A 24,522-nucleotide genomic window follows, 5' to 3' on the forward strand; every position below is an offset into this window, starting at 1 on the left:
CAGGCCGCGCCACGGCTGCGTTCCACCGCAACGTCGCCCGTTCCACGGGCGGCGTTGACTGCGTCTTGATCTTCCAACGATGAAGATCAATGCCACGACGCACGTACCATCATTCGAATGTGATGTACGTCGCGATTTTGGAGTTTCCTCATGAGGTGACCGTCTCCTGCCTAAGGGTGTTGGACGGGAACGCCGAAAGGATCCAGACGTGGCTACAGCTCCTGGCATTCCCTCGCGCCGGCCTTTCGGAGCGCTGCGATGAAGGTTCTGTCGGTGTTCGGCACGCGACCGGAAGCGATCAAGATGGGGCCGCTGGTAAGGGCCTTGGCGGAGGCTGCGGACATCGAATCGGTGGTCTGCATCACCGGCCAGCACCGGGCGATGCTGGACCAAGTGATGTCGCTGTTCGCGATCACCGCCGACCATGACCTCGATGTCATGGTGCCCAACCAGACCCTCAATGGCCTGTGTTCCAAGCTGTTCGAACAGCTTGACGCGCTCTACACGCAGGTTCGCCCGGACCGGGTGCTGGTGCACGGCGATACCACCACGGCGATGACCGCCGCACTGGCCGCGTTCCACCACCGCATTCCGATCGGCCATGTCGAGGCCGGCCTGCGCACCGGCGACATCAACCGGCCGTGGCCGGAGGAAATGAACCGGCGGGTGATCGATGTGGTCGGCCACCAGCTGTACGCGCCCACGCCCAGCTCGCGCGCCAACCTGGCCGGTGAACACCTGGGCGGGCAGATCCTGGTCACCGGCAATACCGTCATCGATGCCCTGCAGCAGACCGTAGAGCGGCTGGATGCCGACCCGGCGCTGCGTGCGCGGGCTGACGAACCCTTCCACATGCTTGACCCCGATCGTCGCCTGCTGCTGGTCACCGGCCACCGCCGCGAGAGCTTCGGCCAGGGCTTCGAGGACATCTGCCGTGCACTGGCCGAACTGGCCCGGCGGCCGGACCTGCAGGTGCTGTACCCGGTGCATCTCAACCCGAACGTGCAGGGACCGGTCAACGCCCACCTCGGCCATCTCGACAACGTGCACCTGGTGCCGCCGCAGGACTACCTGCGCTTCGTGCGCCTGATGCAGCGCGCCGACGTCATCCTCACCGACTCCGGTGGCGTGCAGGAAGAAGCGCCTGCGCTGGCCAAGCCCGTGCTGGTCATGCGCGACGTCACCGAACGCCCGGAGGCGGTCGAGGCCGGAGTGGTGACGCTGGTCGGCACCAGGCCCTCGCGCATTGTCGAGGCGGTCAACGCGGCACTGGCCCAACCACCGCACCCGACCCGCTTCGATCCCGACGCCAGTCCCTACGGCGATGGCCGTGCCAGCGCGCGCATCGTCGCCGCCCTGCGTGGCACGCCGCTTCCCGAATTCTCGCCCGGCCTCCGCAACAGCGGTGCCGCCCACTCCCATCCACGCGAAGTGACGCCATGACCCAGACCGGCCGCTCTCCCCTGTTTGCATCCGCCGCCGCGTTCGTCCTGTCGGGCGTGGTTGCCAGTGCCCATGCCGCCGACAGCGTCGCCGGCCAATTCGCCGAATGGAGCGGCGACAGCACGGTCAACCGGCAGATGACCCTGCGTGAACTCGGTTTCCGCCAATCGCTGGTGCTCAGCGGGCAGGAGAGCCAGCGCGAGGTCTACCTGCCGGTGCCGGCCGGCGTCGCCACCCGCGATGCGCAGCTGCAGCTGGACGGGCGCTATGTGCGCGGCCACGCCGGGCGCACTTCCGGCCTGTGGTCGGTCGATGGCGATCCGATCGCCGCGCGCTCGATCACCGATGCGCAGGGCGACGCCAGCCAGCTGCTGGCCATTGATGGCGAACCTCGCCAGAACGGCTTCGTGCGGGTCGGCGTCGGCTGGTGGTCGATCGTCTCCGACTACCAATGTGCCGACCAGAGCGCGCCGGCCAACGTGTTGCGGCTGTCGCCGGACTCGCGTTTCAGCTACCGCTTCGATGGCCGGGCCGTGGACACCGTGGCCAAGGCCTGGGGCGCGCTGCCACCGCAGGTGCGGCTGCTGGTGGATGGCAAGGCGCTGCAGGCGCCGGCCTACGACGCCGCTTGGCGCATCGGTACCGCGTTGCAGGCCGGCGGCAAGCAGGTGCAGGTGGTGGCGCTGCCCAAGGTCGGTGACAGCGTCGACCTGGCCGGCATCAGCATCCCGGCCAGCCTGCAGGGCGTGCCGGCCTATGCCGCGCTGGTTGCCGGCGAGCGTACGCATGCGATCAAGGACCTGGCCGAAGTGGGGGCGCTGCTGTCGTTGCGTGACAGTGGGCCCTTGGCCGCTGACGTGATGATCGGCAGCGAAGCGTTGCGGACCGGCATGCGCGCGGCACTGGACGCGCTGGCCGTACAGGTTGCGGCTACGGGTGCCGATGCGGGCGCTGCCTTCGCCGCGTGGCGCGGTACCGATATGGGTGGCCTGGAAAAGCCCACGGCCAACGCATCGGTCAGCGTGGTCGCCGTTGCTGGCCGTCCGACGCTGGTGGTCGACCCGGCGGCGGCAGGCAAGGTCGCCGGACTGTTCGCCGAACAGTGGCGCAGCTATGCGCTGGGCCGCAGCCTGCAGGTCAGCGCGGCGGGAACACCGAAGCTGGACGGTGACCAGGTGCTGCTGAGCCGGCTCGGCAACATCGCCGGCACGATGGATGTGGTCACCCGCGCGGACCGCAGTGCCACCTTCGACCTCGGCGTGCTGTCGGCCGATGGGCGCCTGCCCGAGGACGTGGTGATCGATGTCTCGGCGGCGCCCAACGCCGCCGGGCAGGGCGCGGTGGCCACGATCCATTTCAACGATTACCTGCTGGGCGGCAAGGTGCTGTCGGCCAATGGCCAGCCGCAACGGCTGGTGGCCAAGGTGCCGGCCTACGCGCTGTCGGCGCGCAACGAGATCCGCGTCAGCTTCCTGCGCCAGCCGGCACGACCTTATTGCCACGATCCGGCCACCGCCTATCCGGTCTCGATCCTGCCCAGCAGCCACCTGACCCTGGCCAAGCGGTCGCTGGGCAGTGATTTCGTCGGCGCCAGCAGTCAGCTGTCGCGCGGCAACCAGGTGTTCGTGCCGGCCACGTGGCTGCAGGATGCACCGGCATCGCTGCGCAAGGTGATTGCGGTGGCCAGTGCAGTGGGTGCCTCGCCGGAGGCGTCGGAACTGAAGGTGGTCGATGCCGGTGCGGCGGTCAGCCCGGGCGCACCGTGGCTGGCGTTCGGTGTGGCGCCATCGGGTGTCGATGTGGCCGGCCTGAAGGGCGGTCATCTGCTGATCGGCGGGAAGCCGCAGCCGCTGCTGGATGTCAGCGGGTTGGATCGTGCCGCGGTGGTGCAGGTCGGCACCTCCGGCGGCCAGCTCGGCGTGCTGTACAGCGACCTGGGCGCACAGGCACCGTCATTCGGCGCACCGTTCCGGCTGCTGCGCGGTGATCTCGCTGTGCTCGACGGCAGTGATGCCGTGCGCGAATTCGACCGCCAGGATCCTTACGGGAGCCGCGTTGCACAGGATGGCAATCCGCAATCGAAGTGGGAACGGCACATGGTCTGGTTGCTGCTGCTGGTCGGCGTGATCGTGTTCGCGCTGCTGGCCGCCCGCGTCACCCAGGTGCGCCGCCGCAAGTCCGCCAACACAGGGCACTGATCCACCGTGGACGGTCTGTTCTGGAATATCCAGCTGGCCAACTACTACGCCGCCCTGGAAACCACGGCGGCGGCGGTGGCCGTGCTGATCCTGATCTCCAGCCTCGATGACCTGTTCATCGATGTCTGGTACTGGGTGCGCGAGAGCTGGCGGGCGCTCACCATCAAGCGTCGCGAGGCGTACCGGCCACTGAGCCAGGAAGACCTGCTGCAGCGGCCGCAACAGCCGCTGGCGATCATGGTGCCGGCGTGGATGGAGTACGACGTCATCGCGCAGATGGTGGAGAACATGATCAACGTGCTCGACTACCGCGAGTACGTGGTGTTCGTCGGCACCTATCCCAACGACCAGCAGACCATCGACGAAGTGGAGCGCATGCGCCGCCGCTACAAGCGCCTGCGCCGCGTGGAAGTGCCGCATGACGGGCCGACCAGCAAGGCCGACTGCCTGAACTGGCTGATCCTGGCCATCTTCGATTACGAGAAACGCCACGACATCGAGTTCGCCGGGGTGATCCTGCACGACAGCGAGGACGTGCTGCACCCGATGGAACTGCGCTTCTACAACTACCTGTTGCCGCGCAAGGACATGATCCAGTTGCCGGTCACCTCGCTGGACCGCGAGTGGTACGAACTGGTGGCCGGCGTCTACATGGACGAGTTCGCCGAATGGCATGCCAAGGATCTGGTGGTGCGCGAAAGTGTTTCCGGCATGGTGCCGTCGGCGGGCGTCGGTACCTGCTTCTCGCGGCGCGCGCTGCTGGCGTTGAGTGCACAGACCGACAACCAGCCCTTCAACACCGACAGCCTCACCGAGGACTACGACGTCGGTGCACGTTTGGCGGCGATGGGCATGCAGTCGATCTTCGCGCGCTTCCCGGTGCAGTTCCGCGTGCGCCGCCCGTCCTGGTTCGGTTGGGGACCGGTGCGCGAGCGCACCCAGCTGATGGCGCTGTGCGTGCGCGAGTACTTCCCCGACAACTTCCGCGCATCGTACCGGCAGAAGGCGCGGTGGGTGCTGGGCATCGGCCTGCAGAGCTGGGAGTCGCTGGGCTGGCGCGGCTCGCTGGCCACCAAGTACCTGCTGGCGCGCGACCGCAAGGGCATCATCACCTCGTTCGTCAGCATCATCGCCTACCTCATCTTCCTGCAGCTGCTGCTGTTCTGGCTGCTGAAAATGACCGGGCTGTGGACGATGCAGTTTCCCAGCGTGTTCCAGGCCGGTACCTGGCAGATGAACGTGGCGCTGCTGACCACGGCGGCGCTGGCCACCCGTGTCGTGCAGCGCTTCTACTTCGTCAACCGGCTGTATGGCTGGGAGCATGCGCTGATGTCGATCCCGCGCATGGTGGTCGGCAACATGATCAATTTCATGGCCACCGCACGCGCGTGGAAGGTTTTCCTGGCCTACCTGCTGTTCGGCAAGCGCATGGTCTGGGACAAGACCATGCACGACTTCCCGGATGCGGCGCAGCTGGTGCAGACCCGCAAGCAGCTCGGTGAGCTGTTGAGCACCTGGCAGGCGGTGGAGCCCGAACGCCTGCAGCAGGCGCTGGATCAGCAGCAGGCAGGCCGCCAGCAGCCGTTGGGCCGCATCCTGCTCACCCAGGGCTGGCTGGATGATGAAACGCTGGCCGAGGCGATCGCCTTCCAGGGCGACCTGCCACGCGCGGTCATCGACGTGGACTACCTGCGCGCCTGCCAGTTCCCGGTCAGTGCCGATGCCTGCGTGCAATGGCGCATGCTGCCGCTGCCACCGCGCCAGCAAGGCACCCTGCGGCTGGCCGTGACCAGCCCATTGCCCGAAGAGGCGTTGGCACTGCTGAAGCAGGAAACCCGCAGCGAGCACGTTGAACAGAGCATCGCCCGCGAAAGCGAAATCAACGCGGGCCTGCGCCTGATCGGCGGTGACCGGCAGTGGCACCTGGACAACGTGCCCTTGCTGGGCGACCTGCTGGTGGAGATGCGCCTGATCGACCACGCGCGGTTCGAGATCGCACTGGATGACTACATGCCGCAGCGCGACGGCCGCATCGGCGATTACCTGGTCAAGCAGGGCATCACCACCGAGGAGGCCGTGGCCCAGGCCATGCAGGAGCAGCGTCGACGTGCGGCCGCGCTGCAGTCACCGCCTCCCGGAGCCTTGCCGGCATGAAGACCACGCTGCTGTCCACCGTCATTGCCGTCGCGTTGGCCACGGCCAGCGTATCGGTACAGGCCCAGGCCGATGCGCAGCTGCCATTGTCTGGAGCTGCCTACCGTATCGCCGAACAGGCGTTTGCCGCCTATGAGCGTGGTGACTACCGAGCGGCGTACCAGCAGTCCACTGAAGCGATCCGGCTGCGCCCGGATGTGGTGCGGCTGCGCCTGCTGCAGATCTATGCGCTGCAGAAGCTCGGGCGTGGCGCAGAAGCGCAGCAGCAGGCGCGGCGTGCGCTGGACGCGGGGATGAAGGATCCGGCCTTGCCGGCGCTGGCCGCCGCTGCGCCCAGGACGGCCACAGGTGCGGCGCGTAGCGCAGCGGTACCGCGTGCACCCGCAACAGCGGCCGACCGCAACAACCGGCAGGCCTACATGCTGGCAACCGAAGCCTATGCGGCCTACGGCGCCGGGCAGATGGGCATCGCCGCCAGCAAGGCCGAACAGGCGTTCCGGCAGCAGCCGAAACAGGGCGCATGGGCCCTGCTGTGGGTGGCGGCACTGGAGGCACAGCAACAGCCCGAACAGGCCGACGCCGCCATCGGCACCGCGCTGCAGCTGGGTGCACCGAATGCCGAGGCGCTGCGCGCGCGGCGCGTGGCACTGGGTCGCCAACGCGCCCTGCTGCAGGCCCAGCAGGCCTATCAATCGCTGTCCGCAGGCGAGGATGCCGCCGCCATTGAGCAGGCGCACGCTGCCGTGGAACTGGCCCCCGACGTGGCTTCATACCGGCTGCTATTGATCACCGCGCAGCTGCAGGGCGATCAGCTGGCCGACGCTGAGCACAGTGCTGATCAGGCATTGCAGGTAGATGCCAACGACCTCAATGCACGGGTCATGCGCGGTTACCTGCGCCAGCGCCAGGGCAGCACGTTGCGGGCCAATGAAGATTTCGACGCCGCGCTTGCCACGCCGGGATCAACCGCGCAGCAGCGCAACGTGCGACTGCTGGCGGTAGATGCGGCACTGGCCGCAGGTGATCGGGTACGCGCTGCTGCACTGCTGGCACCGTTGCAGGCGACGGTACCGCCAGCTGAAGGCGATGCACGGACACGGCAGCTTCTGCAGCAGGGCATCGAGCAACGCAGCCGGGCGATCCGCTCCAGTCGCGAGCTTCCGCGTATGAGCGCGCAGACCTATCCGGTGCCGTTCCAGCACTGCCAGTCGGGCGACACAGGCAATGTCTGCGAGTTGATGCCGGCCGACCTGCAGGGCGACGGCGGTGCCGCACAGCGTGCCTATGCTGCCTACGCGCGCCAGGATTACACCGATGCCATCGGTGAGGCACGGCAGGCCGTGCAACTCGCACCGGACGACGCGAACCTGCAAGCCCTGCTGACCACCACGCTGGCAGCGGGCAACCGCGCACAGCAGGACGAAGCACGGCAGCGCCTGGATGCGGCACTGGCACAGCGTCCTGACGATGCGGAGGCGCTGATGCAGCGCGGCTACCTCAACCAGAAGGCGCACGAACCTGCGCAGGCACTGGCCGACTTCCGTGCCGCCGAGGCCACCGGCAAGGCACCGAAAAGCGTGGTGCTGGACCAGGCCTACGCCAGCGCAGCCAACGGCGATCATCCACAGGCGGTGTCACTGCTGCGTAGCGCCATCGACCGCGCCGACGTCGGTGAGCTGCCGCTGGATGAGCATCAGCGCTACAACGTGCGCAATGCCATCGCCAACTATTCACGCGAGTGGGGCGTGGTCGCCTCGGCGGGTTTCCGGGGTGCGCGCCAGGCCGCAACCAATGTCGGCGGTGCGGCGATCAGTACGCCCGGCGATTCGGTGTTCAGTACGCTGGAAGCGTTCTGGCGGCCACCAGCGTTCAATGACCAGCATGGCACGCTGGAGCTCTACGCACGCCTGCTCAACACGCTGTACGACGAGGGTGGCACCTACGAGTCGATCCGTGCGGTGGATCCGTGCACCGGCGAATCAACGCCGGATGCGCGTGCACGCGCCGAGCGCCTCAGTCATTCGCGCTCGACCACCGGCTGGCCGTCCACCATCGCCTCGTTCGGCCTGCGCTACGCCTTTGGCCAGACCGGTTTGAGCGCCGGCATCGAGCGCCGCCAGTTCCTGGGCAGTGCCACCCGCCAGGGCGAGGTCTACCCCGCATCGGCAGCGGTGCAGTGCCGCCTGCAGCTGGCCCTGAACCGGCCACTGGAAGCCAGCACGCTGGCGCGCTACCGCTTGGCCAGCGGTTCGGGTGGATGGATGTCCTACCTGACCTACGGTTATTACCACGGCACCGATCTGCGCACCGATGTGAACCAGTGGTGGATGGTCAGTGGCTATGCGCAGGGGGGATATACCTGGGACGACAACGGTGCCACCTTCACCCTCGACGCGCTCGATGCCAACGGCACGCCGGTGCGGCGGATCGGCGACGCCAACGGGCGCCTGCATCGCGAACAGTGGTTCGCTGCTGGTGAACTGCGCGCCGGGCGCAGCTTCCGTTTCGGTGCCGGGCAGACGCACTGGGTGGTGACACCCTATGTCGTGGTTGGCGCCGATTGGCTGGACCAGCGCTCGCGCGTGCGTGACATCCGTTATCCGCCGTTCCCGGCGCAGTCGTTCGCGCTCAACGATACACAGCGCAGCTGGTCACTTGGCGCAGGGCCAGGCGTGGGCGTGCGTTACTGGTTCCGCGAGGACCACTACAACACGCCGCGTTCCTACCTGGACCTGACCGTGCAGTACCGCATCGCGATCGGCGGTGGTGATACGCAGCGTGCCAAGGGCCTGTTCGCCACCGCCATCCTCTACTACTGAGGCAGGCCCCAGCGTCGCCGCAGCGCTGCGGCCTGCGGTGTGTCCTGGGTCAGCCATGGCTCCAGTGCATAGACCAGCACGTGCTGTGCGCCGCTGTCGCGTGCCCATGCCAACTGCCGCTGGATGCGTGCGGCATCGGCCGTTTCGCCCTTGAATCCGCTGCCGTCGGCGGGGCCGCCGGGCAGTTCGCGGAACAGTTCAACGATCGCATCGAAACCGATGCCGTTGGCATGGAGATGATCGAGCAGCGGTTGCAGCTGCTGCACGTTGCCGGCGCCGGCCACCCCCACGCCGTCCTGCACCATGGGCCGCACGGCCGCGCGCGCGAGTACCGCCTGCCACAGCGTGACCAAGTTGCCATCGGTCTGCAGGCGGCTGAAGTAGCAGGACATCGCGCAGTCGCCACCGCGTGCGCTGGCGGCCTGCACCAGCCCGTGCAGCCACTGCGCCAGCCACAGCTGGCGTGCCGGATCGGCCCAGTGATACTGCTCCAGCTCGTAGGGCAGGTACCAGCCCCCGAAGGCCGGCTGCTGCGCCCAGGGTGCCTGTGCCAACCAGCTGCGTGCGTGCGCCAGGCTCTCGGCCAGGAAGGCCTGCAGCGTTGCGTCGTCTGCGCCGATGGCCTGCCACCAGCGCTGCTGGAAGGGCAGGCCGACGCGGATGCGGATGTCGTTCTCGCTGGCAGCGGTGAACAGCTGCTGCAGGCTGCCGTCGGGCAATGACCAGTCGCCGTCACTGCCACCGACGATGCCGGTCCATTGCAGCACCAGCTGCCTGCAGCCCAGCGTACGTGCAAGCTTCAAGGATCGCTGCCAGTCGGCCAGGCCCCACTGCAGGTGGCTGCGCCAGGGCTGCAGGAAGGTGCCATCGACCTGCACCGGCAACGAGCAGCCGGGCAGGATGGTCAGCGCAGCGGCCAGCGGTGCCAGCACTGCCGCACGCAGCAGCCGGCGGCGCAACGGCGAAGACGGATCCGCGGGAAGGTCAGGCCGAACCATGCCCGCATCATCCCAGAGCACCGTGCGCAGCAGGTGAACCAGCGCCCGGTAGCGCCGGCCGCTGGCCGAAGCGTGCTCCGGTAGTGCCGGCCGCTGGCCGGCATCACCTACCGCTTATTCCAACGCGTAGCGCAGGGTGAACAGCACCGCCACCAGCCACACCGCCGGATGCACTTCGCGCCAGCGCCCGGTACCGGCCTTCAGTGCGGCATAGGCGATGAAGCCGAACGCCAGGCCATTGGCGATGGAGTAGGTGAACGGCATCGCCAGCGCACACAGCGCGGCCGGCACCGATTCGGTCAGGTCGCTCCAGTCCACTTCCACCAGCTCACGCAGCATCAGCCCGGCCACGAACAGCAGTGCTGGCGCAGTGGCATAGCTGGGCACCATCGCCGCCAGCGGCGAGAACAGCAGCGCGGCCAGGAACAGTGCCGATACCACCAGTGCGGTCAGGCCGGTGCGGCCGCCGACCTGCACGCCCGAGGCGCTTTCGGCAAAGGCCGTGGTGCTGCTGGTGCCGAGCATCGAACCGGCCACGATCGCGGTGCTGTCGGCCAGCAGCGCACGGCCGAAGCGCTTCTGCGCGCCCGGAAGTTTCAGCAGGCCGGCGCGACCGACCACGCCGTACAGCGTGCCGGTGGCATCGAACACTTCCACCAGCACGAACACCAGCACCACCTGCAGCAGCACCGCGATCGGCGCACCGCCGTCATGGTGCAGCAGGCCCGGCAGGTCCAGCTGCAGGAAGGTGGGTGCCAGGCTCGGCGGCAGCGAGACCAGGCCCTGGTACTGCACGTCGCCCAGCGCCCAACCGGCGCCGGTCACCGCCAGGATGCCGATCAGGATCGCGCCACGGATGCGACGCGCTTCCAGCACCGCGATCAGCAGGAAACCGGCCAGCGCCAGCAGCGGCGGCGCCGTGTTCAACGGGCCCAGCGCCACCAGCGTGTCTTCATTGCCGACGATCACGCCGGACTTCTGCAGCGCGATGATCGCCAGGAACAGGCCGATGCCGGCCACGATGGCCGAGCGCAGCGACGAAGGAATGCCCGACACCAGCCATGCACGCACACCGGTCAGCGACAGCACCAGGAACACCAGGCCGGAGATGAACACCGCTCCCAGTGCCTGCTGCCACGGCAGGCCGGCAGCGCCGACCACGGTGAAGGCGAAGAACGCGTTCAGGCCCATGCCGGGCGCCATGCCGACCGGGAAGTTGGCGGCCAGCGCCATCACCGCCGAACCCAGTGCAGCAGCCAGGCAGGTGGCCACGAACACCGCGCCCGCGTCCATGCCGGTGGTGCCGAGGATTTCGGGGTTCACGAAGACGATGTAGGACATCGTCAGGAAGGTGGTGACACCGGCCAGCAGCTCGGTGCGCACGGTGGTGCCGTGCTGCTGCAGCTGGAACAGGCGCTCGAACAGGGACATGGGGTCGCTCATGGGTAGATGCCGGCCGCTGGCCGGCATGCATGGTCGGTACACATTGCAAAAGGAGAAAGGCCGCGCGAGCGCGGCCTTTCCTGTTGCCTTACTTCAGCGCCTTGAAGCGCAGGCGCTTCGGCGCGGCGTCGTCGCCCATGCGGCGGCGCTTGTCTTCTTCGTACTCGCGGTAGTTGCCCTGGAAGAACTCCACGTGCGAGTCGCCTTCGAACGCCAGGATGTGGGTCGCGATGCGATCCAGGAACCAGCGGTCATGCGAAATGACGAAGGTGTTGCCCGGGAATTCCAGCAGCGCATCTTCCAGCGCACGCAGGGTTTCGATGTCCAGATCGTTGGACGGTTCGTCGAGCAGCAGCACGTTGCCACCCTGCAGCAGGGTCTTGGCCATGTGCAGGCGGCCACGCTCACCACCGGACAGCGAACCAACCATCTTCTGCTGGTCCTGGCCCTTGAAGTTGAAGCGGCCGATGTAGGCGCGCGACTGGATCTCGATGCCGTTGATGTTGAGGATGTCCAGGCCGCCAGCGATTTCCTGGAAGACGTTGTGGTTGCCTTCCAGCGCGTCGCGGCTCTGGTCCACGTAGGAGAGCTTCACGGTCGGGCCGACCACGATCTCGCCGGTATCCGGCTTTTCCTGGCCGGTGATCATCTTGAACAGGGTCGACTTACCGGCACCGTTCGGGCCGATGATGCCGACGATGGCGCCGGCCGGCACCAGGAAGCTCAGGTTGTCGAACAGCAGGCGGTCGCCGAACTTCTTGGAGACGTTCTTGAACTCCATCACCGCATTGCCCAGGCGCTCGCCCGGCGGAATGAAGATTTCATTGGTCTCGTTGCGCTTCTGGTAATCGACCGACTGCAGCTCTTCCAGGCGGGCCAGACGGGCCTTGCCCTTGGTGCGGCCGCCCTTGGCGTTCTGGCGCGACCACTCCAGTTCCTTCTGGATCGCCTTCTGGCGAGCCTTTTCCTGGTTGTCTTCCTGCTTCAGGCGCTCATCCTTCTGGGTCAGCCAGTCGGTGTAGTTGCCCTTCCACGGAATGCCGCGGCCGCGGTCCAGTTCCAGGATCCACTCGGCGGCGTTGTCCAGGAAGTAGCGATCGTGGGTGACCGCCACCACGGTGCCGGTGTAGCGCGCCAGGAACTGTTCCAGCCATTCCACCGACTCGGCGTCGAGGTGGTTGGTCGGTTCGTCGAGCAGCAGCATGTCCGGCTTCTGCAGCAGCAGGCGGCACAGCGCCACGCGGCGCTTTTCACCACCGGACAGCTTGCCGACCACGGCATCCCACGGCGGCAGGCGCAGCGCATCGGCGGCCACGTCCAGCTGGTTCTCCAGGGTGTGCGCGTCGCCAGCGGCCAGGATCGCCTCCAGGCGCTCCTGTTCCTTGGCCAGCGCGTCGAAGTCGGCGCCTTCCTCGGCGTAGGCCAGGTACACCGCGTCCAGCGCGGCCTGGGCCTGCAGCACTTCGCCCACGCCTTCCTCGACCGCTTCACGCACGGTCTTGGTCGGGTCCAGTTCCGGTTCCTGCGCCAGGTAGCCGACCTTGATGCCCGGCTGCGGGCGGGCTTCGCCCTCGAAATCGGTGTCCACGCCGGCCATGATCTTCAGCACGGTGGACTTGCCGGCGCCGTTCAGGCCCAGCAGGCCGATCTTCGCGCCCGGGAAGAAGGACAGCGAGATGTCCTTGATGATCTGCCGCTTGGGCGGGACCACCTTGGACACGCGGTTCATGGTGTAGATGTATTGCGAGGACATGCGGTCTCCGTAGGCGCGGCCCTGCGCCCGACCCGTCACGGGAACATCCCGTTGCGGCAGCGGGCACAGACTGAAATGGAATACCGCCAATTATAGCCGGAACCGGTTCCGGGCCGCGCCCGGGCAGGGGCGCCGGGCTGGCCGCGGCCTGAATACCCGGTCACAGTCCTGTAGCGGGAAGCGTTTCCAGCCGGAAACGGTTCAGATCGGGTGCGCAATATGGGCTCACCACCCACCCGAGCAGAGGTCTGACATGCGCATCAATCGAGTAATGGCCGGCGCCGTGGCCTCTGTGCTGGCGCTCGGCGCCGTGGCCCCGGCCTTCGCCGACAACGACCACCGCCGCGACCACGACCGCCGCGAGTGGCGCGAGGACCGCCGCGAATGGCGCCAGGACCGTCGTGACTGGGAACGCGACCGCCGCGAGGCCCGGCGCGACTACCGCCAGGATCGCCGCGAGTGGCACCGCGACCATGACCGCTACTACCGCCCGGCACCGCCGCGTGTGGTGTACCGCCCGGCCTATGGCCCGGGATACGGCTGGAAGGTCGGCCATCGCTACCGCGACTACTACCGTGGCCCGGTCTATGTGGTGAACGACTACCCGCGCTATCACCTGCGTCGCCCGCCGTATGGCCACCACTGGATCCGCGATGACCGCGGCAACATGCTGCTGGTGGCCATCGCCACCGGTGTGATCGCCCAGTACGTGCTCAGCAGCCGCTGAGTCCGCAGCCACCTCCACGCATGGCGTGGATCTACCGGTACGCCGGTACAGCGCACTCGAAACCATACGGGGCCGGATTCCTTCGGGGATGCCGGCCCCGTCCGTTTCGGCCCCGGCAGGCCCGGTGCGGGGCTACAATCGGGGGCTGAGCCGTACCCCCTTTTCCCTGCCTGCTGGAGTACCCGATGTTCCCGCGTGACGTCCGCATCGAATCCTACGATCCCGAACTGGCCAAGGCCATCGCCGCTGAAACCCAGCGCCAGGAAGACCACGTCGAGCTGATCGCCAGCGAGAACTACACCAGCCCGGCGGTGATGGAAGCGCAGGGCAGCCAGCTGACCAACAAGTACGCCGAAGGCTACCCGGGCAAGCGCTACTACGGTGGCTGCGAATACGTGGACATCGCCGAGCAGCTGGCGATCGACCGCTTGAAGCAGCTGTTCGGCGCCGACTACGCCAACGTGCAGCCGCACAGCGGCTCGCAGGCCAACCAGGCCGTGTACTTCGCCCTGCTGCAGCCGGGTGACACCATCCTCGGCATGAGCCTGGCCCACGGCGGCCACCTCACCCACGGTGCCAAGGTCAACGCCTCGGGCAAGCTGTTCAACGCCGTGCAGTATGGTGTGAACGACCAGGGCCTGATCGATTACGACGAAGTCGAGCGCCTGGCCCTGGAGCACAAGCCGAAGATGGTCGTGGCCGGCTTCTCGGCCTACTCGCAGGTGATCGACTGGGCGCGCTTCCGCGCCATCGCCGACAAGGTCGGTGCCTACCTGTTCGTCGACATGGCCCACGTCGCCGGCCTGGTTGCTGCTGGCGTCTATCCCAGCCCGCTGGAACACGCGCACGTGGTCACCTCGACCACCCACAAGACCCTGCGCGGCCCGCGTGGCGGCATCATCGTCGCCAAGGGCGCCGACGAAGACCTGGTCAAGAAGCTGCAGTCGATCGTGTTCCCGGGCATCCAGGGCGGTCCGCTGATGCACGTCATCGCCGGCAAGGCCGTGGCCTTCAAGGAAGCGCTGGAACCGGGCTTCAAGGCCTACCAGCAGCAGGTGGTGAAGAACGCCCAGGCGATGGCCAACACGCTGATCGCGCGCGGCTACAAGATCGTCTCCGGCGGCACCCAGAACCACCTGATGCTGGTCGACATGATCGGCAAGGACGTGTCCGGCAAGGACGCGGAAGCCGCGCTGGGCAAGGCCCACATCACCGTCAACAAGAACTCGGTGCCGAACGATCCGCGTTCGCCGTTCGTGACCTCGGGCCTGCGCCTGGGCACCCCGGCGGTGACCACCCGTGGTTACGTCGAACAGGATTGCGTGGACCTGGCCAACTGGATCGCCGACGTGCTCGACGCACCGAACGATGACGCCGTCATCGCCCGCGTGCGCGACGCCGTCAGCGCGCAGTGCCGCAAGTACCCGGTCTACGGCTGATCGCAGCAGGGGTCGGATCCCTTCCCGCCGGGAAGGGCTCCGACCCCGAAGCCCGGATCGAAGCAGGGGTCGGATCCCTTCCCGCAGGGAAGGGCTCTGACCCCGGTATCGGAGCAACCGCGCATGGATGAGCGCCACCTCAAGTACCTCTACGCCGCGCTGGCGGTGCTGTTCGGCCTGCCCAGCCTGGCGATGGGCGGCGCGGCGGCGACGATGCTGTTGCTGATGGGGCTGGGCCAGTTTGGTCATGGCACGCTGGTCTCGGTAACGGTGATGCCGCTGTGGGGCCTGGCCGGCATTGCCGGCTGCCTGGCCTGGTTGTGGCTGAGCGCGGGTTTTCTGTTGCAGGGGCGTGCCGGGCTGCACGTGCACCGCCTCTGGTGGTGGATGCTGCTGGCGGGCGGTCTCGCCGCCTTGCCCCCGCTGGGGCTGGCGCTGTGGTGGGGCATCGCCGTGCACGGCGAAGGCCTCGGCTTGTTGCTGCTGGGCCCGTCGATGCTGGTGCCGGCTGCGATGCTGGTGTGGATCAAACGCTGCGGATGATGCGGCCCAGGGAAGGAAACCGAACGCATGGATGAGCGTCTGCACAAACGCTGGATGGCCATTGCCGGCCTATTGGTGGGCCTGCCCACGGTGGCCGCCGGAGGCACGGGTGCCGTGCTGGGTCTGATGGTCGTATGGGATGGCAAGTACCTGACCGGTGACGAGTACAGGATCCTGCTGCTGTGGTCGTCGGCCGGGATCATCGGCCTGCTGTCGTGGTTGTGGCTGAGCGGCCTGTTCCTGTGGCGCGGTGTTACCGGCCTGCGCCAATCGCCGGTTGTCGCCTGGATAGGCCTGGCGCTGGGAAGCCTGGCCGCGCTGGGCGTGGTCGCCGCCACGCTGTACTTCACCTTCAAGCGCGGGGAGATCTCGACCCTGGCCTTCTTCGGGTTCGGCCCGCCGCTGTTGGTGATGGCAGGGCATCTGGCGTGGCTGCGTTGGGCGCGCGCGGCCTCGGCGCCGCCGGCACCCGGTTGAACGCGCAGCGCTGACCGCGCTGGCGGTTCTGTTCGGCCGAAATGCAGGCACTTCCGCGCAGACAGCATTTGCTGCGGGGCCCTTTCTCAGGTACCTTTGCGACGCTGCCATGACCGTGGCAATAGGTACTTTCCTGAGCCAGGCGTTCCATGCACTGCCCCTTCTGCCAACATGCCGATACCCGGGTCATCGACTCGCGCGTCTCCGAAGACGGCGCGACGATCCGTCGTCGGCGTGAATGCGAAGCCTGTGGCGAGCGCTTCAGCACCATGGAAACGGTGGAGTTGAAACTGCCCGCCATCGTCAAGAGCGATGGCACTCGTGAAGCATTCGACCAGCGCAAGGTCCGCGCTGGCTTCGACCGCGCGCTGCAGAAGCGTGCGGTGGCCGAAGACAAGATCGAAGCGGCGGTACGCGCCGTGGTCCATCAGCTGCGCATCAGCGGCGAGCGCGAAGTGCCCTCGATCAAGGTCGGCGAGTTCGTCATGAATGAACTGCGCAAGCTCGATCATGTCGGCTATGTGCGCTTCGCTTCGGTCTACCGCAGCTTCGAGGACGTGGCCGATTTCCGAGAGGAGATCGAGAAGCTGGAGCGTGATCTGCCCTCCAGTACCGAACAGCTGCAGCTGCTGGGCGACGTGATCGCCCTGACCAAGAAGAAGAAGGGCTGACCGCCCCGGTAGATGCCAACCTTGGTTGGCACAGATATCTGCTTCGGTGGGTGCCAACCTTGGTTGGCACAGTGGCGCCCCTCCACGCATGGCGTGGATCTACACCGGCACCGGCGGCGTTACCATGGCCGCATGACCAACCCGTTCTCCGTCCTTGACCACCTGCACATGGCCAACGCACTGCGCCTGGCCGAGCGTGCCGCCTACACCACCCGCCCCAACCCGATGGTCGGCTGCGTGATCGCCCACGGCGAACGCGTGGTCGGGCAGGGCTGGCACCAGCGTGCCGGTGGACCGCACGCCGAAGTGTTCGCGCTGCGCGAGGCAGGAAGCGAGGCGCGCGGTGCCACCGCCTACGTCACCCTGGAGCCTTGTGCGCACTACGGGCGCACACCGCCGTGTGCGCTGGCCTTGATCGAAGCGGGTGTGTCGCGCGTCGTTGCCGCGATGCGCGATCCGTTCCCGAAGGTCGATGGGGGTGGCTTCGATCTGCTGCGCAATGCCGGCATCGAAGTCGCTGAAGGGCTGATGGCGACGCAGGCACGTGAGCTCAACAAGGGCTTCCTGTCGCGTGTGGAGCGCAACCGGCCGTGGCTGCGGGTGAAGCTGGCGGTCAGCCTCGACGGTCGCACCGCGATGGCCGATGGTAGCTCCAAGTGGATCACCGGCCCGGCCGCGCGCGAAGACGTGCAGCACTGGCGCGCGCGCGCAGGTGCGATCCTGACCGGCGCCGAAACCGTGCTGGCCGACGATCCGATGCTGACCGTGCGCCTGGCGGACACCGAAGTGATGCCGCCACTGCGCGTGGTGCTCGATTCGCGCCTGCGTTCGCTCGAATGCAGCCGCGTGCGCGAGGGCGGGGCACCGACGCTGTACCTGCACGATGCTGCAGTGAGTGCACCGGATGCGGCCGATGCCGAATTCGCCAGCGTGCCCAGTGTTGACGGCCGTCTCGATCTTGGCGCGGTGTTGGCACTGCTGGCCGAACGCGGCATCAACGAGGTGCATACCGAAGCCGGCGCGACGCTGGCCGGTGCCTTGCTGCACGGCGGCTGGGTGGACGAACTGCTGCTGTATCAGGCGCCCACGCTGCTGGGCGATACCGGTCGCCCGCTGCTGGCTGGCCTCGGCATCGATGCCATGGACCAGCAGCGCCGCCTGCGCGTGGTTGACCAGCGTCAGGTCGGTGAGGACATCAGGCTGCTGCTGCGCCCGTGAGGGAATGACGCGAAGCAGGGGCGATGCCCTTGTCGTCAGGCTTCCTCGTCGTCTTCTTCGCCGACGGGGCACTGGCCCTTCCACTGCTGCTTCCACAGCCCATGCAGGTTGCGGCAGTACGCGCCCAGTGCCTCGCCCGGCAGTTTCCTCGCCTTCAATCGCAGCTGGTGACGGGTAAAACCGTCGTCGTACTCATGCGGCAATACCAGCACTGCGCACTGATCGTGATACATCAGGAACGCGTGGCAGTCGTCGTCTTCGCTCATCCACGCATCCAGCTGCCTGTCGCTCAGCAGGGTTGACTCGAAGGCAACCGCTGGGATGACCGAGAAGGTCGTAATCCTGGACTTGGGAGCTTTGGCTTGCCCGCACGCCACAAGCGCCAGCAGCGTCAGCAACATGACCATGGTCGACGTCGTGCGGTGTTTCATGCGGTTGCCCCGATGGAAGAGGGCAACAGCATTGACCATGCAGGCCACGCAGGGCCATGCAACGGTTCTGAAAGTGCGGCCGCCCTCGTCGTCGGCGACAATGAGCCGAGCGTGGGCTCGGCTCTACACGAGGCTCACGCGCACTCGTCGGTCCACATCATCTCGGCGATCGGGCGCAGTGCCTTGCACTCCTGCGTCATCTCATCGGCCGACTGCACCTGTGCCTTGGCCTTCAGCTCCTCGGCCATGGCGTCCACGCCGCTGATCTGGTCCGGTGCGACCTTCGCCACGCAGGCACGATGCTGCTGCAGCAACAGGTCGCAGCCCGGTACGCCGGTCACCTTCGGCGCGTTGGCCGCCTGCGCGTCCTGCATCCAGTCCTCGAACGGTGCCAGCGCACCGGCCACGGTGCCCACCAGGTCATCGAAGTTGCCGCTGTACCAGTAGCCGTTGTCCTTGGCCGGGTACAGGGTGAAGGTGCCGATGACCGGCACGCGCGCGCCACTCTGCAGCGCCTGGGTGTAGGCATCGGTGAACTGCTTGCGCGAGGCCGGGCTGGCATCGGATGCGAGGCTGGCGGCGAACAGCGGGCGCACCTTGCCCAGGTCGGGCAGCTGGCAGCTGAAGGTGATCCGCGCCAGCTTCTGGTCTTCAACGTATTCGTTGTCTTCGATCACGCTCTTGGTCGCGCGGCACTTCGAATCACGCAGCGCCTTGGCATACAGCGCTTCGGTGGCCGCAGCGTCGACCTTGGCGCCGGTGCTGGCGAGGACGGTCTGCCAGGGTTCGGCCAGCGCCTTGGCCAGCGCACCCGGGTTCGGGGTCACGGCGTCCTGGCCTTCGAATGCCGGTTTCAGTGCGTCGTTGAGCGTGCGCGTGGCGGCCGCGTCGTCTTCCAGCAGGGTGCGTGCATACAGGTCGAACGCCTGTTCGGGCGACAGCGTGGCCGGGGCGGCCGTGGCGATCAGCGGGGCGCACAGCAGCATGCTGGCCAGCAGAGTACGGGTGGGGGTCTTCATGACGGTGTTTTCCTGTTCCAGAGGCGCGCAAGCCTAGCGCATCTGCGTGGACTTTCGATGGCGCGATGGGGGCATGAGGTCGTGTATGCCGGCCAAAAAAACGGGCCCCTTGCGGGGCCCGTTCGATCGCACGACGAGGAGCGATCGCTGGATCAGAAGCTGGCGCGGACGCCGGCCGAGTACTGGGTGACGTCGCGGTAGCCGGAAATCTCGCCCACCAGACCCCAGGTCCTGGTGAAGTTGATCTGGCCACCGATGGTGCCGACCCAGGTGCCCTTGTAGTTGTTGCCGCCGTCCATGTAACCGGCCTTGGCCCAGGCTTCGGTCATGCGCGACGGCTTGCCGCGGATGCCCATGGTGGCGCGGGCCAGGTTGGTATGGTCCTTGTAGCGGTCGCTGTAGCCGTCATAACGATCGGTCAGCTCGGCGTTCTGGCGCACCCAGGCGATGTCGGCGGTGAAGTCGACGCGGTCGGTCCACGGCATGTGGTAGCCGATGCCCAGCTCCGGCTGATTCAGTTCAACCTTCAGCGAACCGTCGCTGTAGTGATAGGTCTTGCTGGTGCGCGACCAGCCACCGAACACGTAGACCTGTTCGGCGATGGCCACGGAGCCACGCAGGTAGCCGCCGTCGACCTTCGGGTCGTCCAGTGCGTTGTCGTCAACCTTGACCTGCGTCCAACCGCCTTCAACGTAGGTGTAGCTCAGGGCGGCGGCCGAAGCCGAGAGCGGGGCGGCGGCCAGCAGGGCGGCCACGATCAGCATCTTGCGCATGGGAATTCCTGTGAATTTCAGTCCTTTGGCGGGCATGCCCAGCGGGCTGCCCGTGGCGACCTCATGTCGTCCGGGGCAGAATTTTAATGAAAGTTTTACAAATTGCGAGCGACGGCCGTCACAGCTGTGGCATCCGACCCCGTTCAGCACGGGCTGGTACACTAGCCACGCCGGTTCGCCGGTACACAAACGTCTTCAGGGCGGGGTGCAATTCCCCACCGGCGGTAGGTGCGCAAGCACGAGCCCGCGAGCGCCCCGGCCCACGGCCGGGGGTCAGCAGATCCGGTCCAATGCCGGAGCCGACGGTCATAGTCCGGATGAAAGAAGACGGTGCCACAGGGCTCATGCCCTGCGTGCGCCTGTTTGCCTTGCGGCGTTTTTCGCTCACTTTTCGCGGAGAACGTTACTTGTTTACTGGAATCATCGAAGGCGTCGGCCGTCTGGCCGCACGCGAATCCATCGGCGGCGATGTCCGCTTCACCTTCAATGTCGGGACTCTGCCGTTCGACAACGTGCAGATGGGCGAGAGCATTGCCATCAACGGCGTCTGCCTCACCGTCATCGCATTCGACGCCAGCAGCTTCCAGGCCGATGCCTCCACCGAGACCCTGGGCCTGACCACGCTGGGCCAGCTGGGCGAGGGTGCGGTCATCAACCTGGAACGCGCCATGCGCCCGACTGACCGCCTCGGCGGCCATCTGGTCAGCGGCCACGTCGACGGCCTCGGCCAGGTGCTGTCCATCCACGAAGACGCGCGTGCCCAGCGTTGGCGTTTCGCAGCGCCGGCCTCGCTGCGCCGCTACATCGCCAAGAAGGGCTCGATCTGCGTGGACGGCGTCAGCCTCACCGTCAACGAAGTGGACGATGAAGGTTTTGAAGTCGCCCTGATCCCGCACACGGTGGCCAACACCGCCTTCTCCGCCGCAGGCGTGGGCAGCGCGGTCAATCTTGAAATCGATCTGGTCGCCCGCTACGTCGAACGCCTGATCAGCGTGCCGGCCAACGGCCAGCACCCGCATGGAGATGCAGCATGAATTTCGCCCCGATTCCGGAAATCCTGGAAGACATCCGCCTGGGCCGCATGGTCGTCATCGTCGATGACGAAGACCGCGAGAACGAAGGCGACCTGATCATGGCCGCCGAGCTGGTCAAGGCCAGCGACATCAACTTCATGGTCACCCATGGCCGTGGCCTGGTGTGCCTGCCGCTGAACCGCACCCGCGCCGCCGATCTCGGCCTGGCGCCGATGGTGCAGGCCAATACCGCGCAGTTCCAGACCAATTTCACGGTCAGCATCGAGGCCGCCGAGGGCGTCACCACCGGCATCTCGGCGCATGACCGCGCGCACACCATCCGTACCGCGGTGAAGCCCAACGCCAAGCCGTCGGACCTGCACCAGCCGGGCCACATCTTCCCGCTGATCGCTCAGCCGGGCGGCGTGCTGACCCGCGCCGGCCACACCGAGGCGGCCGTGGACATGGCCATGCTGGCCGGGCTGGAACCGGCCGGCGTGCTGGTGGAGATCCTGAACCCGGATGGCAGCATGGCACGCCGCCCGGAACTGGAAGTGTTCGCCCGCGAGCACGGTCTGAAGATGGGCTCCATCGCCGACCTGATCGCCTACCGCCTGGCCACCGAAAAGACCGTCGAGCGTGTGGACGAGCGCGAGATCGAGACCGAGTTCGGCCCGTTCAAGCTGGTCACCTACCGCGATCGCATCGCCCACGACGTGCATTTCGCCCTGGTGCGCGGCACCCCGGATGCCGAAACGCCGACCCTGGTGCGCGTGCAGGTGGAAAACCCGCTGGCCGACCTGCTGCACTGGCGCCGTGATGACTTCGGCGTGGCTGCCACCGATGCCCTGCGCGCGATCGATGCCGAAGGCGCCGGCGTGATGGTGGTGCTGTCGGCCCCGCGCGACGGCGAGGCCCTGCTGGCCCGCCTGCGGCAGCAGCCGGCGCCGGTGGTACCGGGCAAGGACAAGGACGTGAGCCAGTGGCGCCGCAATGGTGCTGGCGCACAGATCCTGTCCGACCTGGGCCTGGGCAAGCTGCGCGTACTGGGCACCCCGCGCCGCCAGATCGGCCTGGCCGGCTACGGCCTGGAAGTGGTGGAGACGGTGACCCTGTAATGGGTAGTGCCGGCCGCTGGCCGGCAACCGCAGTCCCCGTGATTGCCGGCCAGCGGCCAGCACTACCGGTGGGTGGCGACCCCGTGCCACCGGTGGGTGCCGACCGTTGGTCGGCACGCCCCGGGCCCCCATCGGCCACGGCCGGGGCCCATCCACGCTAGAATTACCCCCTTATCGAGTCCCCCAAGCCGCATATGAGCCACTTCGAAGGCGATCTTCGCACTCCCGAATCGGCGCGCTTCGCCATCCTGGCCAGCCGCTGGAACGCCCGCATCACCGACACGCTGGTCGCTGGCGCCCGCCAGAGCCTGGCTGGCAACGGCATCACCGAAGCCAACATCGACGTGATCCGCGTGCCGGGTGCCTGGGAACTGCCGCTGGTGGCCGCGCGCCTGGCCGCCGCCCACGAACACGCCGCCATCCTTACCCTGGGCTGCGTGATCCGTGGCGATACCCGCCACTACGAGCACGTGGCCGATCGCTGCGCCGAAGGCCTGATGCGCGTGCAGCTGGACTTCGGCGTGCCGGTGCTGAACGGCGTGCTGGCGGTGGAACGCGTTGAAGACGCCGAGGCCCGCGCAGGCGGCAGCCACGGCAACAAGGGCGAGGAAGTCGCACTCGCCGCATTGGAAATGGTCAATCTTCTGGAGCAGCTGCCATGAACAAGAACACCCAGGGCAAGCCCTCCGGTAAACCCGTCCGCCGCGATGGCGTCGATCCGGTGCTGCGCTCGCGCGCCCGTCGTCGTGCCGTGCAGGCCATCTACGCCTGGCAGATCTCCGGCGGCAACGCCCAGTCGCTGATCGCCCAGTTCGCCCACGAGCAGGCCCGCGAGATCGCTGACCTGGCGTACTTCGAGGCGCTGCTGCACGGCGTGCTCGATAACCGTCGTGACATCGACGAAGCGCTCGGCCCGTACCTGGACCGTGGCATCGAGGAAGTGGACGCGATCGAACGCGCGGTGCTGCGCCTGGCCGCCTATGAGCTGCGCTACCGCCTGGACGTGCCGTACCGCGTGGTGATCAACGAAGCCATCGAGTCGGCCAAGCGCTTCGGTTCCGAGCATGGCCACACCTACGTCAACGGCGTGCTGGATCGTGCCGCCGTGGAATGGCGCAAGGTCGAATCGGGTCACTGACCCGCCTGTGGTAGTGCCGGCCGCTGGCCGGCAGCTGCAGGGATCCTGAGGTTGCCGGCCAGCGGCCGGCACTACCGCCCACCGCGCACTGCGCGGCACGTACAACAGCGGGAACGCCCCATGTCCCTGGCCGAATTCGCCCTCATCGACCGCATCCGCGCCCGCACCCTCGAGCGCGACGACATCCTGCTCGGCATCGGTGACGACGCCGCGCTGCTGCAGCCGCGTGCCAACGAGCAACTGGTGGTCACCGCCGATACGCTCAACAGCGGCGTGCACTTCCCGGTGGAAACCCCGGCCTTCGACATCGGCTGGAAGACCCTGGCGGTCAATCTGTCAGACCTGGCCGCGATGGGCGCGCGCCCGGCGTGGTGCACGCTGGCCCTGTCATTGCCGGAGGCCTCTGAAGACTGGATCGAGGCTTTTGCCGATGGCTTTTTCGCCCTGGCCGATCAGCACGACATCGCGTTGATCGGCGGTGACACCACGCGTGGTCCGTTGTCGCTGTCGGTGACCGCGATGGGCCAGGTGGGACGTGGCCAGGCGCTGCGTCGCGACCGCGCGCAGGTGGGCGATGACATCTGGGTGAGCGGCACGCTCGGCGATGCCGCCGGTGCGCTGCGCCTGTGGCAGCAAGCTGCGCTGAGCATCGCCACCGCCACGCTGCTGGCCGACTACGAAAGCCTGCGCCTGCGTCTGCTGCGGCCGACGCCGCGTGTGACCCTGGGCCTGCGCCTGCGTGCGTTCGCACACGCGGCGGTGGATGTGTCCGATGGCCTGCTGGCCGATCTGGGTCACATCACCACGCGCAGCAACGTGGCCGCACATGTCGATGCCGATTCGTTGCCGATCTCCCACGCGCTGCGTGAGCTGCTCGGCCGCGATGGCGCCCGCGACTGCGCACTGCGCGGTGGAGACGACTACGAACTGTGCTTCACCGCCGCCGCCGACCAGCGCGACGCGCTGCACTACCTGGCCGAATCGCTGGACGTGCCGCTCACCCGCATCGGTCGCATTGCCGAAGGGCAGGGCGTGCATGTGGATGGCGAAGCCGCCGACGGCGGATACCAGCACTTCGTCTGATTGATGACGCCGGGCATGGCCCGGCGCTGCCACGCGACTGAAACCGCTGGGCATGACCGGGTGC

21 protein-coding genes and 1 riboswitch are annotated in these 24,522 nt (G+C 67.3%); of the genes, 15 read left to right on the plus strand and 6 right to left on the minus strand.

All coding sequences use genetic code 11. The features are described from left to right. Positions 1-258: 258 nt before the first annotated feature. Genes wecB through MG068_RS02875 form a run of 4 tightly spaced genes read left to right on the plus strand, consistent with a single transcriptional unit; the run spans position 259 to position 8,614 of the window. Positions 259-1,443, plus strand: a complete 1,185-nt coding sequence (gene wecB / locus MG068_RS02860) for a non-hydrolyzing UDP-N-acetylglucosamine 2-epimerase (RefSeq protein WP_132809176.1) — start codon at positions 259-261, stop codon at positions 1,441-1,443. Next, on the plus strand, positions 1,440-3,641 hold the full coding sequence (locus tag MG068_RS02865; protein ID WP_132809178.1) for a hypothetical protein: 2,202 nt from the start codon (positions 1,440-1,442) through the stop codon (positions 3,639-3,641). The genes wecB and MG068_RS02865 overlap by 4 nt, the downstream gene beginning before the upstream one ends. A 6-nt stretch (positions 3,642-3,647) precedes the next feature. Next, positions 3,648-5,795 carry a glycosyl transferase family protein gene (locus tag MG068_RS02870; RefSeq protein WP_132809180.1) on the plus strand — a complete coding sequence of 716 codons (2,148 nt, stop codon included), beginning with the start codon at positions 3,648-3,650 and terminating at the stop codon, positions 5,793-5,795. Further along, on the plus strand, positions 5,792-8,614 hold the full coding sequence (locus MG068_RS02875; RefSeq protein WP_132809182.1) for an NfrA family protein: 2,823 nt from the start codon (positions 5,792-5,794) through the stop codon (positions 8,612-8,614). The genes MG068_RS02870 and MG068_RS02875 overlap by 4 nt, the downstream gene beginning before the upstream one ends. Here MG068_RS02875 and MG068_RS02880 read toward each other — a convergent pair. From MG068_RS02880 to ettA, 3 genes are all read right to left on the minus strand, one after another. Next, positions 8,608-9,612 (minus strand): DUF4434 domain-containing protein, encoded by a 1,005-nt coding sequence (locus tag MG068_RS02880; protein ID WP_206138680.1) that lies wholly within the window; start codon positions 9,610-9,612, stop codon positions 8,608-8,610. The two genes, MG068_RS02875 and MG068_RS02880, sit on opposite strands and share 7 nt — an antisense overlap. A 114-nt stretch (positions 9,613-9,726) precedes the next feature. Then, positions 9,727-11,043 carry an NCS2 family permease gene (locus tag MG068_RS02885; RefSeq protein WP_005408048.1) on the minus strand — a complete coding sequence of 439 codons (1,317 nt, stop codon included), beginning with the start codon at positions 11,041-11,043 and terminating at the stop codon, positions 9,727-9,729. A 100-nt stretch (positions 11,044-11,143) separates the two neighbouring features. Continuing rightward, positions 11,144-12,808: an energy-dependent translational throttle protein EttA gene (gene ettA, locus MG068_RS02890; RefSeq protein WP_005412220.1), complete on the minus strand. Its 1,665-nt coding sequence runs from the start codon at positions 12,806-12,808 to the stop codon at positions 11,144-11,146. 253 nt (positions 12,809-13,061) lie between these two features. On the opposite strand from ettA, the gene MG068_RS02895 reads away from it, so the two are divergent. From MG068_RS02895 to ribD, 6 genes are all read left to right on the plus strand, one after another. After that, a complete protein-coding gene (locus MG068_RS02895) occupies positions 13,062-13,535 on the plus strand; it encodes an RcnB family protein (protein WP_049424990.1) in 474 nt (157 codons plus the stop codon). Positions 13,536-13,720: 185 nt separating this feature from the next. Continuing rightward, positions 13,721-14,974 carry a serine hydroxymethyltransferase gene (gene glyA / locus MG068_RS02900; RefSeq protein WP_010481990.1) on the plus strand — a complete coding sequence of 418 codons (1,254 nt, stop codon included), beginning with the start codon at positions 13,721-13,723 and terminating at the stop codon, positions 14,972-14,974. 123 nt (positions 14,975-15,097) lie between these two features. Further along, positions 15,098-15,517 carry a hypothetical protein gene (locus MG068_RS02905; protein WP_049462847.1) on the plus strand — a complete coding sequence of 140 codons (420 nt, stop codon included), beginning with the start codon at positions 15,098-15,100 and terminating at the stop codon, positions 15,515-15,517. A gap of 27 nt (positions 15,518-15,544) precedes the next feature. After that, positions 15,545-15,994, plus strand: a complete 450-nt coding sequence (locus tag MG068_RS02910; protein ID WP_049462848.1) for a hypothetical protein — start codon at positions 15,545-15,547, stop codon at positions 15,992-15,994. 149 nt (positions 15,995-16,143) lie between these two features. Continuing rightward, positions 16,144-16,665 carry a transcriptional regulator NrdR gene (gene nrdR / locus MG068_RS02915; protein WP_004143350.1) on the plus strand — a complete coding sequence of 174 codons (522 nt, stop codon included), beginning with the start codon at positions 16,144-16,146 and terminating at the stop codon, positions 16,663-16,665. A 132-nt stretch (positions 16,666-16,797) separates the two neighbouring features. Beyond that, positions 16,798-17,883: a bifunctional diaminohydroxyphosphoribosylaminopyrimidine deaminase/5-amino-6-(5-phosphoribosylamino)uracil reductase RibD gene (ribD, locus tag MG068_RS02920; RefSeq protein WP_132809184.1), complete on the plus strand. Its 1,086-nt coding sequence runs from the start codon at positions 16,798-16,800 to the stop codon at positions 17,881-17,883. Positions 17,884-17,918: 35 nt separating this feature from the next. On the opposite strand, the gene MG068_RS02925 is transcribed toward ribD, so the two are convergent. From MG068_RS02925 to MG068_RS02935, 3 genes are all read right to left on the minus strand, one after another. Continuing rightward, complete coding sequence (locus MG068_RS02925) at positions 17,919-18,314, minus strand: hypothetical protein (RefSeq protein ID WP_049462857.1); 396 nt, start codon at positions 18,312-18,314, stop codon at positions 17,919-17,921. 134 nt (positions 18,315-18,448) lie between these two features. Next, a complete protein-coding gene (locus tag MG068_RS02930; protein WP_049462850.1) occupies positions 18,449-19,333 on the minus strand; it encodes a hypothetical protein in 885 nt (294 codons plus the stop codon). Positions 19,334-19,485: 152 nt separating this feature from the next. Beyond that, complete coding sequence (locus MG068_RS02935; RefSeq protein ID WP_132809186.1) at positions 19,486-20,106, minus strand: hypothetical protein; 621 nt, start codon at positions 20,104-20,106, stop codon at positions 19,486-19,488. Positions 20,107-20,293: 187 nt separating this feature from the next. After that, positions 20,294-20,439: riboswitch (FMN riboswitch) on the plus strand. A 74-nt stretch (positions 20,440-20,513) separates the two neighbouring features. Between MG068_RS02935 and MG068_RS02940 the strand changes: the two genes are divergently transcribed. The 5 genes from MG068_RS02940 to thiL all read left to right on the plus strand — a co-directional run bounded on the left by MG068_RS02940 (position 20,514) and on the right by thiL (position 24,458). After that, a complete protein-coding gene (locus MG068_RS02940) occupies positions 20,514-21,140 on the plus strand; it encodes a riboflavin synthase (protein ID WP_121504934.1) in 627 nt (208 codons plus the stop codon). After that, entirely contained in the window at positions 21,137-22,237 is a 1,101-nt protein-coding gene (gene ribB / locus MG068_RS02945; RefSeq protein ID WP_049425006.1) for a 3,4-dihydroxy-2-butanone-4-phosphate synthase, read from the plus strand. The genes MG068_RS02940 and ribB overlap by 4 nt, the downstream gene beginning before the upstream one ends. A gap of 194 nt (positions 22,238-22,431) precedes the next feature. Continuing rightward, positions 22,432-22,899: a 6,7-dimethyl-8-ribityllumazine synthase gene (gene ribH / locus MG068_RS02950; RefSeq protein WP_005408061.1), complete on the plus strand. Its 468-nt coding sequence runs from the start codon at positions 22,432-22,434 to the stop codon at positions 22,897-22,899. Continuing rightward, the gene (nusB, locus tag MG068_RS02955; RefSeq protein ID WP_005408062.1) at positions 22,896-23,375 is read left to right on the plus strand and encodes a transcription antitermination factor NusB; all 480 of its coding nucleotides are present in this window, start codon (positions 22,896-22,898) and stop codon (positions 23,373-23,375) included. The genes ribH and nusB overlap by 4 nt, the downstream gene beginning before the upstream one ends. A 120-nt stretch (positions 23,376-23,495) precedes the next feature. Further along, a complete protein-coding gene (gene thiL / locus MG068_RS02960; RefSeq protein WP_132809188.1) occupies positions 23,496-24,458 on the plus strand; it encodes a thiamine-phosphate kinase in 963 nt (320 codons plus the stop codon). The last annotated feature ends 64 nt before the right edge of the window (positions 24,459-24,522 follow it).

The organism is Stenotrophomonas sp. ASS1, assembly GCF_004346925.1.
GTDB classification, from domain to species: Bacteria; Pseudomonadota; Gammaproteobacteria; order Xanthomonadales; family Xanthomonadaceae; genus Stenotrophomonas; species Stenotrophomonas maltophilia_A.

Excerpts from the sequence above, each read along its gene's own strand:
- wecB (WP_132809176.1), top strand. The coding sequence starts at position 259 with ATGAAGGTTCTGTCGGTGTTCGGCACGCGACCGGAAGCGATCAAGATG.
- MG068_RS02865 (WP_132809178.1), top strand. The coding sequence starts at position 1,440 with ATGACCCAGACCGGCCGCTCTCCCCTGTTTGCATCCGCCGCCGCGTTC.
- MG068_RS02875 (WP_132809182.1), top strand. The coding sequence starts at position 5,792 with ATGAAGACCACGCTGCTGTCCACCGTCATTGCCGTCGCGTTGGCCACG.
- MG068_RS02880 (WP_206138680.1), bottom strand. The coding sequence starts at position 9,612 with ATGGTTCGGCCTGACCTTCCCGCGGATCCGTCTTCGCCGTTGCGCCGC.
- MG068_RS02885 (WP_005408048.1), bottom strand. The coding sequence starts at position 11,043 with ATGTCCCTGTTCGAGCGCCTGTTCCAGCTGCAGCAGCACGGCACCACC.
- ettA (WP_005412220.1), bottom strand. The coding sequence starts at position 12,808 with ATGTCCTCGCAATACATCTACACCATGAACCGCGTGTCCAAGGTGGTC.
- MG068_RS02895 (WP_049424990.1), top strand. The coding sequence starts at position 13,062 with ATGCGCATCAATCGAGTAATGGCCGGCGCCGTGGCCTCTGTGCTGGCG.
- glyA (WP_010481990.1), top strand. The coding sequence starts at position 13,721 with ATGTTCCCGCGTGACGTCCGCATCGAATCCTACGATCCCGAACTGGCC.
- MG068_RS02905 (WP_049462847.1), top strand. The coding sequence starts at position 15,098 with ATGGATGAGCGCCACCTCAAGTACCTCTACGCCGCGCTGGCGGTGCTG.
- MG068_RS02910 (WP_049462848.1), top strand. The coding sequence starts at position 15,545 with ATGGATGAGCGTCTGCACAAACGCTGGATGGCCATTGCCGGCCTATTG.
- nrdR (WP_004143350.1), top strand. The coding sequence starts at position 16,144 with ATGCACTGCCCCTTCTGCCAACATGCCGATACCCGGGTCATCGACTCG.
- ribD (WP_132809184.1), top strand. The coding sequence starts at position 16,798 with ATGACCAACCCGTTCTCCGTCCTTGACCACCTGCACATGGCCAACGCA.
- MG068_RS02925 (WP_049462857.1), bottom strand. The coding sequence starts at position 18,314 with ATGAAACACCGCACGACGTCGACCATGGTCATGTTGCTGACGCTGCTG.
- MG068_RS02930 (WP_049462850.1), bottom strand. The coding sequence starts at position 19,333 with ATGAAGACCCCCACCCGTACTCTGCTGGCCAGCATGCTGCTGTGCGCC.
- MG068_RS02935 (WP_132809186.1), bottom strand. The coding sequence starts at position 20,106 with ATGCGCAAGATGCTGATCGTGGCCGCCCTGCTGGCCGCCGCCCCGCTC.
- ribB (WP_049425006.1), top strand. The coding sequence starts at position 21,137 with ATGAATTTCGCCCCGATTCCGGAAATCCTGGAAGACATCCGCCTGGGC.
- ribH (WP_005408061.1), top strand. The coding sequence starts at position 22,432 with ATGAGCCACTTCGAAGGCGATCTTCGCACTCCCGAATCGGCGCGCTTC.
- nusB (WP_005408062.1), top strand. The coding sequence starts at position 22,896 with ATGAACAAGAACACCCAGGGCAAGCCCTCCGGTAAACCCGTCCGCCGC.
- thiL (WP_132809188.1), top strand. The coding sequence starts at position 23,496 with ATGTCCCTGGCCGAATTCGCCCTCATCGACCGCATCCGCGCCCGCACC.